This window comes from Anaeromyxobacter dehalogenans 2CP-1, from assembly GCF_000022145.1.
In the GTDB taxonomy this organism is placed as follows: domain Bacteria; phylum Myxococcota; class Myxococcia; order Myxococcales; family Anaeromyxobacteraceae; genus Anaeromyxobacter; species Anaeromyxobacter dehalogenans.
The window spans coordinates 4,304,904-4,317,259 of sequence record NC_011891.1 but is presented as its reverse complement, the minus strand read 5'-3'; the positions used below and the strand labels follow the sequence as shown (position 1 = coordinate 4,317,259).

The following is a 12,356-nucleotide window of genomic DNA, read 5'->3' as shown; positions in this document are numbered from 1 at the left end:
CCTCGGGGGACCACAAGGCGACGCACCGGTGGGCGGCGGTCCTACTTGGGCTTCTTCGGCCCGCGGCCGGGTGGAACGCGCTCCAGGCCGGGCGGCGACCCGGGGCCGACGCCCTCGCGCGCGCTGCGGACGTGCTCGGAGGCCTTGTCCAGGCCGCCGGCGGCGGCGTCGGCGGCGCGGCTCCGCGCGCGCACCAGGTGGTCGGGCGACTCGCCGAACGTGTCCACCATGCCCTGCAGCGCCGCGCCGGCCTGGACGCGGCGCTCGGCCTCGACCAGGAACGCCGCCGCGTCCCGGCCGCCCTCGGCCCGGTACGCGTCGTAGAGCGCCGCCACCTCGCCGGCGGACGCTGGCGCGCGCTGCGCGAGCGCCGCGCCGAGCGGCAGCGTCTCCCGGACCGGCACGCCGCGCCGTGCCAGCTCACCGAGCGTGCGGGCCGCCGCCACCACCGCCTCGCAGCTCCCGCCGGACGCGCCCCGCGCCGCGTCGACGAGCTGGAGCACCGCGTCCGGCGGCACGCCCGCGCCGAGCGCGCCGGCCAGGTCGGCGAGCGCCGCGGTCCGGTCGCCGCGGAGCGGCAGCCCGGAGGCGCGCGCCTGCGCCACCAGCGCCGCCGCGCGCGAGAGGCGGCCGCCCAGCTCCGCGGCGACCTCGAGCACGCGCTCCGGCGGGGCGCCCTTGGCCAGGCCCTCGAGGATCTTCGCCGCGACCACCTCGCCCGGCAGGCCGGCGCGGGCAGCCGCGACCACCGGCGCGAGCGCCCGCTCCGGCGCGACGCCGCGCGCCCCCGCCCGGCTCGCCACGTCGCGGGCCAGCGCGGCGGGGACGCCTGCGGCGCCCGCCGCCTGCACCGGGTCCGGCGCGGACGGCGCCGACGGCGCGGGGACGCCGAGGACGAGCGAGGTGAGGAAAAGCGCGACGATCACCGACGGTGTCTCCGTTCTGCCGACGTCCGCACCACCCGACCCGACGAGCGTGGGAGCACGCGGTTACGGGACACGGAGGACCGCGTTCTCGCCCCCGAAGCCGTCGTCCACCCGCTCGGCGTCCGCCGGGAGCACGATACGCAGTTCGCCGCCGCGGCGCACCTCGAAGCGGTACTCGTAGCGACCGCTCGCGAGCGATATCGCGAGCACGAAGCGATCGCCCTCGCGCTCGAGCGGGAGCGCGTCCCACCCGGTCATGGTGCCGCGCAGCGCGACCGCCTCGGCGGGGCCCCGGAACGTGAACACGGTGGGCGCGCGCTCACCCTGGGTGGATGCCCGCGCGGGCGCGCGGACGGTCGCGCGCGGCGCGCAGGCGCCCGCGCCGGCGAGGGCCGCGAGGGCCAGCGCCGCGAGCCGGCCGCGCCCGCTCACCACGAGAGCACCCGCGCGCTGCCGCGCACGCCCGCGAACACCGTCGCGCGGTCGGCCACGGCGCGCCCGGCGCCGCCGGTCGCGCTGCGGGCCCAGCCGCCGGAGACCACCAGCCAGACCGGGCCCGCCGGATGGGCGAGGTCCAGCGTGGCGCGCCAGGCCGTCTCGTCCACGCCGCCGTGCAGCGCGGCGCGGTGCACCTGCGCGACCGCCGACGCCTCCAGCGCGCCGGCGGGGTTGAGGAGCGCGCTCGCCGCGCCGCCCCAGGCGCGCAGCTCGAACGCGGGGTCCTCGCTCGCGACGCGCTCGTGCCGGAGCGACAGCTCCAGCGCCGCGCGCCGGCACGGCGCCCACTCCGCGGCGGCGAGCGCCGCGAGCCCGCGCTCGCCCACCCGGTCGCCGGACGCGCGCGAGGAGCGCAGCGCGCCGGTGACCGCGGCGCGCAGCGCGACCGGCCCGGTCCGCACCCGGAGCTGCGGCGTGAGCAGCGCCGCGGTGGTGGCGTCCACCTGTGGCCCGGCGGCGAGGTCGCCGAGCGGCACGCCGGAGGTGAACGCGGCGTGCTCGACGGCCGCGGCGAGCGAGGCGTCCCATCCGTCGCCGAGCCAGCGGGTACGGACCCCGGCGGACCCGGACGTGGCGCCGAAGCCGCCGGCCTGGTAGCGCGCGAGGGAGACCTCGCCGGTGGCGTCCAGCTTCAGGCGCGGCGCCAGCGAGAGATCCAGCCGCGCCGAGGGCGCCAGCTCTGCGAACGCGCCGCCGCCCATGTCCGCGCCCAGGTAGGTGTCGCCGGCCCACCCGGCGCCGGCGCGCGCCGAGAGCACCAGGCGGCCGTTGCCGCCGTGCGCGGCCGAGCACAGCGCGAGGGCGACGAGGCTCGGCGCGAGCACGCCTACAGGTCCAGGATCGCGTTCTTCCCGCCGAACCCGTCGTCGGCGAGGGCGCGCGCGCCCGGGTCGGTGGTCCACGAGCCGTCCACCACGAACATGTACTCGTAGCGGCGGCCGGGCCGGAGCGGGACCTCCACCGTCCACACGCCGTCGGCGCCGCGCCGGAGCGGCGTCACCTCGGGCTTCCAGCCGTTGAAGTCGCCGGCGACGCGCACCACCCGCGCGTCGGGGGCGGCCAGCGCGAGCCGCGCCCGCACCACCCGCGCCTCGGGGGCGCGCGCGGCGTCCGGCGGGGGCGGCGCCGGGAAGCGGGCCACCGCCAGCGCCAGGAACGCCGCGGCCCCCGCGCCGGCGAGCGCGCCGAGCGGCGAGAGGCGCGGCGCCGTCAGCCAGGCGAGCAGCGGCCGCCGCCGCGGCGGGCGGCTGGCGCGCACGCGCACGAGGGTACGCCGGACGAAGTCGTCGGACGGCGTGGGGCGCGGGCCGGCGCCGGCCAGGCGCGAGAGCGCCACCAGGCGGAGCGCGGCCTGGCGCTCCTCCGGCGGCAGGGACGACAGCAGCCGCTCCGCGGCGAGCGGACCGGGGCGGCCGTCCAGCAGGTCCTGGAGCTCGCGCTCCGTCACGGCGTCACCTCGTCGGGATCGAGCAGGTCGCCGAGGCGCTCGCGCAGCATCAGGCGCGCGCGGTGCACGCGCACCTTCAGCGCGTTGACGCGCACGCCGGTGGCCGCCTCGATCTCCTCGTAGGGAAGGTTCTCGACGTGGAACAGCGTGAACGCCTCGCGGTACTTGGCCGGGAGCGCGGCGAGCGCGCCCTGCAGCGCGAGCAGCGCCTGCCGGGCGGCGGCGTCGCGCTCCGGGTCCACCGCGCTGACCAGCTCGTCGCCGGAGAGGTCGCTGGCGCGCTCCGCCCGCGCCCCGGCCTTCAGCCAGTCGCGGCAGCCGTTCACGGCGATGCGGTAGAGCCAGTGGCGGAAGCGGCAGTCGCCGCGGAACGAGGCGAGCCGCGTGTAGGCGCGCGCGAACGCCTCCTGCGCGAGCTCCTCGCCCAGGCGCGGGTCGCTCACCATGCGGCTGCACATGCCGACCAGGCCGCCGGCGTGGCGGCGGACCACGCCCGCGAACGCGTCGGTGTCGCCGGCGAGGGTGCGCTCGACCGCGTCGCGATCCGCGAGCTCGGCGAGGTCGAGGACGTCCGCCTCGGCCTGCGGCGTCACGGGAGCGGCGAGCGCGAGTCTCTGGGCCAGGCGAGCGATGGGATCCCCCTTCGACCATCGAACGACGCTTCGAGCGAACACTAGCGCGGCCGCCATGGGGCGGAAAGGGCCGTGAACGCGCGACGCGACGCTATCGGGTGCGAGCCGGTCAGGGATGGTGGGTGCTCCGACCTTCTCGCCTCCCCACGTCGAGGGCGGCGCCGAGGGGGTGTCCCGTGGCCGGGAGACGGTCCGCGCGCGCCGGGCCCCCACCGGACGCTCAGTACCACGCGAAGCCGCCGTAGGCGGCCCAGAAGCGCGACGCGCCGGGGCCCGCCGCGCCGCGGTACCACTGGCGCGAGCCGTCGAGCTTCATGCTCAGGCTGAAGCGGCGGCCGATCCGGAACGCGTAGCCGATCCCGCCGAGCACGTTCGTCCCGAGCCAGGCGTCGCCCTCGCTGCCCGAGGCGGACTTCACCGAGAGAGAGAGCCGCGAGGCGCCGGCGCCGGCGCGGAAGAAGAGCCCGTCGCCGAGCGGGAAGAACGTGAGCACCGCGTCGAGGTTCGCGACGCGGACGGTGCGCGTGGTGCGGCCGAGCAGCGGATCGTCCGGGTGCGCGGCGGCGCCGGCCACCAGCAGCTCGCCGCCGAGCAGGGTACGGGCGCCGAGCGTGGCGCCCGCCTCGAGCTGCGCCGCGAGCGACGTGGAGGTCCCGCCGACCAGGTCGCGGAAGCTGCGTCGGTCGACGCTCGAGCCCACCGCCCCGGTCCCGTAGCCCAGGCCGAAGCCCACGTACCAGGGCGAGCGGTGGAGCGGCCGGGCCGCCCCGCGCTCCGGCGCGGCGACCTCCTCCTCCGCCCGGTCGGCGTCCCGGGCCGCGTCGGCGCCCGCGATCCCCGGCGCGGCCGCGAGCGTCGCCACGGCGAGCGCGGCGAGCACGGCGGCGGGGAAGGGGCGCGGTCGGGACATCGCGAGAGGGTAGCGCGGCGGACGCCGGGCGGCAGGGTACCGGGCTGGGTGCAGCGCCCACAGGTGGGTCAGCGCTGCGCGAGCGCGTACACCACGTGCCAGGTGGCGGGCACGCCGGCGGGGCCACCGTGGCGGGCCTCGTACAGCCGGAGCAGCTCGAGCGTGGCGCGTCGCCCGCCCAGCCCGCGCGCGCCGGGCACCGCCGCGGTGGCGCCGATCTCCTTCAGCGCGCGCAGCACCGCGCGCGCGTCGGCGTGCTGCTCGCGGCGCTCCTCCTCGACGACGGCGCGGACCCGCAGGCCGGCGGCGGCGAGCGCGGCGGCGACCTCGTCGCGGTCGAAGAACCGATGGGTGCGCTCGCCCGGGCCCGGGCCGGCGGCCTCGCGCCAGGCGCCGCGCAGCTCGTGGAGCGTGCGGGCGCCGAACAGCGCCACGGCGAGCACGCCGCCCGGCGCGAGCACGCGGCGCGCCTCGGCGAACGCCGGCGCGAGCCGCGGCAGCCACTGGAACGCCGAGGTGGAGAGGAACAGGTCGAAGCGCGCGTCGCCGAACGGCAGGGCCTCCGCGTCGCCGGCCGCCACCGCGGCGCCGGGCAGGCGCGCGCGCGCCGCCGCCGCCATGCCCGGGGCCAGGTCCACCGCCGCGGGCCGGAGCCCGGGGCGCGCGGCGGCGAGCCGGGCCAGCAGCGCGCCGGTGCCGGCGCCGACGTCGAGCACGCGCCGCGCGTCGGGGGCGGCCTCGGCCACCAGCGCGAGCACGCGGTCCTGCACCTCGCGCTGCACCGAGGCGCGCGCGTCGTACGCCGCGGCGGAGCGCGAGAACGCGGCCTGGACCCGGCGCTTGTCGACGCGGTTCACGCGGCCACCGCCCCGGCCCCGGCGGGGAACGCCTGGAGCAGCGCGGCGACCTCGTCCGGGCGGGTGAGGTGCGGCGCGTGGCCGGCGCCGGGGAGCAGGGCGAGGCGCGCGCCGGGGATGCCCGCCGCGAGCGCCCTGCCGGCGCCGGGCGGGCAGATCGGATCGGCCGTGCCGTGGATCACCAGCGCGGGCACCCCGACGCCGGCGAGCGTGGGCCGGAGATCCGCGGCGGCGAGCACGTCCAGCCCGGCGAGCGCCGCGGCGGAGCCGGGCGAGGGGATCGCGGCGCGGAGCGCCCCGGTGCGCGCGCGCGCGGCCGGGTCGAGCTCGCCGGGCGCGAACATGCCGTCGAAGAAGCGGGCCGCCGCGCGCGCCGGTTCGCGGCGGACCCGGTGCGCCAGCACCTCCAGCGCCTGCGCGGGCAGCCCGTGCGGCCATCCGTCACAGAGCGTGAAGCGCGGGGTCCCGGAGATCAGCACCAGCCCCGCGAGCCGTGCGCGCACCGCCGGGAGCGCGGCGAGCGCGGCCTGCGCGCCGAGCGACCAGCCGGCCAGCACCGCGCCGCGGAGGTCGAGCCGATCCAGCAGGAGCGCGAGGTCGCGGCCCAGGTCCTCCAGCGCGAAGGGCGCCGCGCCGGAGCCGCCGTGGCCGCGCAGGTCGGGCGTCACCAGGCGGCGACCGGGGAGCCGCACGGCGAGGTCGTCGAACGCGGCGGAGGAGAGCGACCAGCCGTGGACCAGCACCAGCGGCGCGCCGGCGCCGCGATCCGCGTACGCGAGGCGCACGCCGCTGTCGGTGACGAGGAGGGGCATCGCTGGGCCGGAGTGGCGCAGGATACCAGCGAGGACCGCCTCGTCAACCGTACCCGGAGGTCACGGTTGACGAGGCGGCGGGGACCGGCGGAAGGGGGGCGCCGGACCTTCGGGGCGGGGACGGCCCCTAGGGCTGGATCGCGCGGGCCGGCTCCCCGTAGTGGCCGCCGGTCCCGGGGCGGACCTTGCCGCGGAACACGCGATAGACGAGCACGGTGTAGCCGATCACGAGCGGCATCCCGACCAGCGCGATCACCAGCATGACCGCGAGCGTCCGGGGGGAGGAGGACGCGTTGTAGATGGTGAGGCTGTTCGCGAGGTCGATCGAGGAGGGCACGAGCCGCGGGAACATCGAGACCGCCGCCACCAGGATCATCGCGACGATCGCGACGGACGAGGCGAGGAACGCCTTGCCGGCGGCGCCGCGGCGGCTCAGCGCCGGGATGGCGGCGATCGACGCGACCACCAGCACGGCCAGCGCGAGGAAGAGCGGGTTCGCGAGCACGCCGGCGAACAGGTGCGGCGCCTCGACCAGCGACGCCGCGGTGGCGATCGCGTAGGTGGCGACGAACGCGCCCCACAGCCGCGGGATCCAGCGGGCCATCCGCGCCTCGAGCGCGCCCTCCGCCTTCAGGCGCAGCCAGAGCGCGCCGTGCATCGCGAACATCGAGAGGGAGACGAGCCCCACCAGCACCGCGTACGGGTGGAGCAGCCCGAGGAAGCTGCCCGCCCACTCCTGCTCGGCGGTCACCGGGACGCCGCGCAGGACGTTGCCGACCGCCACGCCCAGCAGCACCGCCGGGAGCAGGCTGCCGATGCCGAACGCGAGGTCGAAGCCGCGCCGCCAGGCCGCCCCGTCGAGCTGCGCGCGGAACTCGAGCGCGACCGCGCGGGCGATGAGCGCGAGCAGGAGCAGCATGAGCGCGAGGTAGAACCCGCTGAACACCGTGGCGTAGACGACCGGGAACGCCGCGAACAGCGCGCCGCCGCCGGTGAGCAGCCACACCTCGTTCCCGTCCCACACCGGGCCGATGGCCTTCAGGTGTACCTGCCGCTCCTCCTCGTCGCGGGCGAACAGCGACAGCACGCCCACGCCGAGGTCGAACCCGTCGAGCACCGCGTAGCCGGCGATGAGGACGCCCACCAGCACGAACCAGATGACGTTGAGATCCATGGTCGGTCTCCTCTCAGGCGGCGGCCCGCGCGCGCTCGGCGGCGGGGAGGCGCGGCGCGACGCGCGCCTTCTTCACCATCAGGGTCAGCCACAGCGCGCCCAGCGCCAGGTACACCAGGCCGAACAGGCCGAGCGAGAACGCGATCTCGGCGGCGGTCACCGTCGGCGAGTGGGCCTGGCCGGTGCGCAGCAGGCCGTAGACGATCCAGGGCTGCCGCCCGACCTCGGCGGCCACCCAGCCGAGCTGGCAGGCCACGATGGGCAGCGGGATGGACCAGACCAGCGCACGCAGCGTGAAGCGGTCGGTCCACAGGCGCCCGCGGTACCACTGCCAGGCGGACCAGGCCATGATGGCGATGAACCAGACGCCCAGCAGCACCATGTTGTGGAACGAGACGAACGTGAGCCACAGCGGCGGCCGGTTCGCGGGCGGGAACTGGTCGAGGCCCTGCACGTGGGCGCCGGTGTCGCCGAACGCCATCCAGGAGAGGAGCCCCGGGATCTCGAGCGTGCCCTTCAGCCGCGGCGGCTCGGAGAACGGCACCGCGAACAGCACCAGCGGCGCGCCGGTCTGGCTGGTGTAGAGCCCCTCGATGGCCGCGAACTTCTCCGGCTGCGTGCGCGCCACCTGCTGCGCGTGGAGGTGGCCGAACGGCATCACCTCCAGGCAGGAGACGAGGAGGCCCCACGCCACCGCGAGCTTCAGGGCCTTGCGCGCGAACGCCGACTCGGCGTCGCGGAGCAGGTGCCAGGCGGCCACGCCGGCCATCACGAACGCGCCCACCACCAGCGCGCCCACCACGGTGTGGAAGTAGCGCGGGAGCGTGGACGGGTTCCAGACCGCGGCCCAGAAGTCCACCAGCTCGGCGCGGCCGTTCCGGACCACGTAGCCGGTGGGCGTCTGCTGCCAGGAGTTCGCGACGATGATCCAGAACGCCGACAGCGTGGCGCCCACCGCGACCATGAGCGCCGAGAACCAGTGCAGGCCCTTCGAGACCCGCCCGCGGCCCCACAGGTAGAGCCCGAGGAAGGTGGATTCGAGGAAGAACGCAAACACGCCCTCCGCGGCGAGCGGGGCGCCGAAGATGTCGCCCACGAACTTCGAGTACGCCGACCAGTTCGTGCCGAACTGGAACTCCATCACGATGCCGGTGGCCACGCCGACCGCGAAGGTGATGGCGAACAGCCTGCCGAAGAACTTCGCCACCTCGACGTAGACCGCGTCCTGGTGCTTCCAGCCGAACCACTCGGCCAGGACGAGCAGCCAGCCCAGGCCGATGGTGATGGGCGGGAACAGGAAGTGGAACCCGGCGGTCACCGCGAACTGGAGCCGCGCGAGCGTGAGTGCGTCCATGGGGGCCTCCTTCGCCGGCGCGCGGCCCGGGGCGTCCACCGTGGATCGCCGCGGCCCGCCGCGCGGGCGCCGGGGCCCGCTTCAGCAACCGGGGTGCCACCGGTCGGCCGGGGCGCGCCGCGCCGGATCTCCGAGGCGGGCCGGGCAGCTGCGCGCCTGCGCGCGGGCGCGCAGGCGCGGCGGGCGGGGGGTGGGGCGGATCTGCGGGGGCGGCGGTGGGATCGTCTTGTACGTTGGCCGGCGCTCAGAGCGCGTGAATCCATCCCCGGACCGAGCCAGGCGGTCGAGCCGCGAGCACCGAAGCGCGACGACCGAGCATGCCCCGAGGCATGTGAGGGAGGAGCAACGACGCGATGCGACGCGGATCGGCCGCCGCGGCGACGGGAGGGGATGGGTTCACGTGCTCTCAGCCCGGCGCGTCCTCGTCGTCCGCGTCCCCGCCGCCGCCCGGGCCGGGGCGCAGCGGGCCGATGAGCCCGTAGCGCTGGATCTTCGTGAACAGCGTGCGGCGGTCGATGCCGAGCAGCCGCGCCGCGAGCGAGCGGTTCCAGCCCACCATGGCGAGGACCTTCTCGACGTGCGCGCGCTCCACCTCGGCGAGCGTGAGCCCGCCCTCGCCGGGCGGCGGCACCGCCTCGGCGCCGGTCGGGGCCCGCACGACCGCGGCGGGAAGGTCGGCGGCGTCGATGCGCCGGCCGCGCGCGGCGAGCAGCGCGCGCTCGACCGCGTTGCGCAGCTCGCGCACGTTGCCCGGCCACCGGTGGCGCTCCAGCGCGGCGAGCGCCTCGGGCGTGAAGCCCAGCGCGGGCACGCCGTGGCCGCGCGCGATGTCGAGCAGGAGGTGCTCCGCCAGCGCCGGCACGTCCTCGGCGCGCTCGGCGAGCGTGGGGAGCTCGATGCGCAGCACGTTGAGCCGGTAGAACAGGTCCTCGCGGAACGCGCCCTTCGCCACCATCTGCTCGAGGTCGCGGTTCGCCGCCGCCACCACCCGCAGGTCCACCTTCACGGGCCGGGCGGCGCCCACCGGCGTGACCTCGCCCTCCTGCAGCACGCGCAGCAGCTTGGCCTGCTGCGCGGGCGGGATCTCCGCGACCTCGTCGAGGAACAGCGTGCCGCCGGACGACTGCTCCACGAAGCCGGCCTGCGACTCGACCGCGCCGGTGAACGCGCCGCGGCGGTGGCCGAACATCGCGCTCTCGAACAGCGGCTCGGGGATGGCGGCGCAGTTCACCGCCACGAACGGGCCGGCGGCGCGCGGGCCGCCGTAGTGGATGGCGCGGGCGGCCATCTCCTTGCCGGTGCCGCTCCGGCCGGTGACGAGCACGGTCGCGCCCACCTCGGCGGCCTCGCGCAGCGCCCGGCGCACCTCGCGCATCCGGGCGGAGCCGCCGATGAGCCGGTCGGCGGAGAAGCGCTCCGCCACCGCGCGGCGCAGCCCGTCCACCTCCCGGTGCAGCTCCAGCTCCCGCGCCGCGTTGCGGAGGACGGCCGCGACCGTCTCCACCTTGAACGGCTTCACCACGTAGCTGTACGCGCCGGCCTGCATCGCCTCGACCGCGTCGTCCACGCTGCCGAACGCGGTCATGAGGATCACCTTCGCGTCCGGGTGGCGCGCCCGCACCTCGGCGAGGAGCGTGCGCCCGTCCATCCCCGGCATGCGCACGTCGGAGAGCACCACGTCGGCGGGCGCGGCCTCGAGGAGCTGGAGCGCGGCCGCCGCGCCGCCGGCGCCGCGCACCGCGTAGCCCATGCGGTCGAGGTGCCGGGTGAGGATGTCGAGCAGGCGCGGGTCGTCCTCGACCACCAGCACCCGCAGCGCGCCCGCCCGCGGCGCCGCCGCCTCCGCCGTCCCCGCGCTCATCGCCCCTCCTCGGCCGGGAGCTGCACGGTGAAGGACGCGCCGCCGAGCGGCCCGGTGCCGACCCGGAGGTCGCCGCCGTGGTCGGCCACGATGCGCGCCACCACCGCCAGGCCGAGCCCGGTGCCCTCGGCGCGGGTGGTGAAGAACGGATCGAGGACGCGCTCGCGCAGCGCGGGCGGGACGCCCGGACCGTCGTCGTGCACCTCGAGCTGGACCGAGCGCTCGCCGTCCTCCTCCACCGCGCGCGCCGCCACGACCACGCGCCCGCCCTCGGCCACCGCCTGCGAGGCGTTCACCACCAGGTTGAGGAGGATCTGGTGCAGGCCGTCCGGGTCGGCGTGCAGCGCGGGGAGGTCGTCCGGGAGCCGGGTCTCGAGGCGCACGCGGCGGCGCTCCAGCGTGATGCGCAGCAGCGACAGCACCCGCGCGACCGCGCCGGGCAGCGCCACCGCGGTCTTGCCGGGCGAGGTGCCGCGCGCGAAGGAGAGCAGGTCGCGGACCAGCCGGCTGATGCGCTCGGTCTCGGCGACGATGCCGCGGAGCTGGGCCCGCGCCTCCTCGCCGGCGTCGGGCAGCAGGAACTCCGCGGTCGCGCTGATCACGTTCAGCGGCGTGCCGATCTCGTGCGCCAGGCCCGCCGCCAGGCTGCCCACCATGGCGAGCTTCTCCGAGCGCACCAGCTGCCGGTCGAGCCGGACCTGCGCCGACAGATCCCGCGCCACCAGCGCCACGCCGCTCGGCGCGCGGTCGCCGCCCAGCGCCGCCGCCGAGACGTCCACCGGCACCGGCGCGCCCCGCGCGTCCTGCCACTCCATCCGGACGCCGCGCTGCGCCCCGCGCTGCACCGCCCGCTCCAGCAGCCGCGCCACCGGGCCGGCCGGCGCGACGCGGGTGAGCGGCTGGCCGGTGATCTCCGCGGCGGACCAGCCCAGGAGCTGCTCCGCGCCGCGGTTCCAGCTGGTCACGTTCCCGGTGAGATCGACGGCGAGGATCGCGTCGGCGGCCTCGCGGGTGATGTGGGCGAGGAGCTGCTCCTGCGCGCGCACCTGGCCCCGGAGCTGGTGCAGCGCGGAGAGGTCCTCGATGACGCAGGTCCTGCCCACCAGCGCGCCCGCCTCGTCGCGCAGCGCGACCGCCGAGACCGCCACCGGGACGCGCCGCCCGTCGCGGGCGCGCCGGACCGTCTCGGTGCGCGGGGCGCGCCCCTCGGCGGCCACCCGCGCGGCGCGCGCCCGCTCCTCGTCCACCTTGTCCTCGGGGACGATGAGATCGATGCGCCGGCCCAGCGCCTCCTCCAGCGGGAAGCCGAACATCGCCGCCGCCGCCGGGCTCCAGGAGACGATGCGCTCCTCGCGGTCGATGACCACCAGCGCAGCGGCGCCCGCCTCGGCCGCGGGGGCGCGCCCGGCGAGGTCCGGCGCGAGCGAGGCGAGCCGGATGAACGACTCCGCCACCCAGGCCAGCCGCCCCCCGGCGTCGTGCACCGGCACCGCGCGGACGCGCCACGCCTCCGGCGCCGCGCCCGGGCGGCCGCGCTCGCGCAGGCCCTCCTGCGGCTCGCCGGTGCGGAAGACGAGGAGCGGGAGGCAGTCGGAGCAGCGCTGCGCCTTGCGCCACAGCGCCGCGAAGCAGTGATCCGCGCCGCAGGACAGCTCCGGGGCCTGGTCGCGGACGAGGTCGTTCGCGAGCTGGACCCGCATCTCGCGGTCGACCAGCGTGAGGCCGATCCCGAGCGCCGCGAGCGCCTCGCCGACCGGCGCGAGGTCGGCGGGCGCGGCCACGCGGAGCGGGGCGCGCGCGGGCGCGGGGGAGGGGGCAGGTGCGGCGGCCATCCGGCGCGATGGTAGCGCCGGGCGCGGCGGCGGGGCACGCACATTCCGTCGCG

Annotated in this window: 12 protein-coding genes; all 12 read right to left on the bottom strand. The window is 77.7% G+C overall.

The genetic code is table 11. The features are described from left to right. Positions 1–41 precede the first annotated feature (41 nt). Complete coding sequence (locus A2CP1_RS19550; RefSeq protein WP_015934942.1) at positions 42–926, bottom strand: hypothetical protein; 885 nt, start codon at positions 924–926, stop codon at positions 42–44. A 63-nt stretch (positions 927–989) separates the two neighbouring features. Then, positions 990–1,358 carry a glycogen-binding domain-containing protein gene (locus A2CP1_RS19545; RefSeq protein ID WP_015934941.1) on the bottom strand — a complete coding sequence of 123 codons (369 nt, stop codon included), beginning with the start codon at positions 1,356–1,358 and terminating at the stop codon, positions 990–992. After that, positions 1,355–2,248 carry a hypothetical protein gene (locus tag A2CP1_RS19540; RefSeq protein ID WP_015934940.1) on the bottom strand — a complete coding sequence of 298 codons (894 nt, stop codon included), beginning with the start codon at positions 2,246–2,248 and terminating at the stop codon, positions 1,355–1,357. The genes A2CP1_RS19545 and A2CP1_RS19540 overlap by 4 nt, the downstream gene beginning before the upstream one ends. Before the next feature lie 2 nt (positions 2,249–2,250). Then, positions 2,251–2,871, bottom strand: coding sequence for an isoamylase early set domain-containing protein (locus A2CP1_RS19535; RefSeq protein ID WP_015934939.1), 621 nt, complete (start codon positions 2,869–2,871; stop codon positions 2,251–2,253). Beyond that, positions 2,868–3,464: an RNA polymerase sigma factor gene (locus A2CP1_RS19530; RefSeq protein ID WP_232288280.1), complete on the bottom strand. Its 597-nt coding sequence runs from the start codon at positions 3,462–3,464 to the stop codon at positions 2,868–2,870. Before A2CP1_RS19530 ends, A2CP1_RS19535 begins: the two co-directional genes overlap by 4 nt. Before the next feature lie 259 nt (positions 3,465–3,723). Continuing rightward, positions 3,724–4,413, bottom strand: a complete 690-nt coding sequence (locus tag A2CP1_RS19525) for a hypothetical protein (RefSeq protein WP_015934938.1) — start codon at positions 4,411–4,413, stop codon at positions 3,724–3,726. 68 nt (positions 4,414–4,481) lie between these two features. After that, a complete protein-coding gene (locus A2CP1_RS19520; RefSeq protein ID WP_015934937.1) occupies positions 4,482–5,270 on the bottom strand; it encodes a methyltransferase domain-containing protein in 789 nt (262 codons plus the stop codon). Further along, on the bottom strand, positions 5,267–6,082 hold the full coding sequence (locus tag A2CP1_RS19515) for an alpha/beta fold hydrolase (RefSeq protein WP_015934936.1): 816 nt from the start codon (positions 6,080–6,082) through the stop codon (positions 5,267–5,269). The genes A2CP1_RS19520 and A2CP1_RS19515 overlap by 4 nt, the downstream gene beginning before the upstream one ends. Positions 6,083–6,209: 127 nt before the next feature. Then, the gene (gene cydB, locus A2CP1_RS19510; RefSeq protein ID WP_015934935.1) at positions 6,210–7,256 is read right to left on the bottom strand and encodes a cytochrome d ubiquinol oxidase subunit II; all 1,047 of its coding nucleotides are present in this window, start codon (positions 7,254–7,256) and stop codon (positions 6,210–6,212) included. A 13-nt stretch (positions 7,257–7,269) separates the two neighbouring features. Then, on the bottom strand, positions 7,270–8,610 hold the full coding sequence (locus tag A2CP1_RS19505) for a cytochrome ubiquinol oxidase subunit I (RefSeq protein WP_015934934.1): 1,341 nt from the start codon (positions 8,608–8,610) through the stop codon (positions 7,270–7,272). Positions 8,611–9,016: 406 nt separating this feature from the next. Continuing rightward, a complete protein-coding gene (locus A2CP1_RS19500) occupies positions 9,017–10,471 on the bottom strand; it encodes a sigma-54-dependent transcriptional regulator (protein ID WP_015934933.1) in 1,455 nt (484 codons plus the stop codon). Then, a complete protein-coding gene (locus tag A2CP1_RS19495) occupies positions 10,468–12,303 on the bottom strand; it encodes a PAS domain S-box protein (protein ID WP_015934932.1) in 1,836 nt (611 codons plus the stop codon). Before A2CP1_RS19495 ends, A2CP1_RS19500 begins: the two co-directional genes overlap by 4 nt. Between the last annotated feature and the right edge of the window lie 53 nt (positions 12,304–12,356).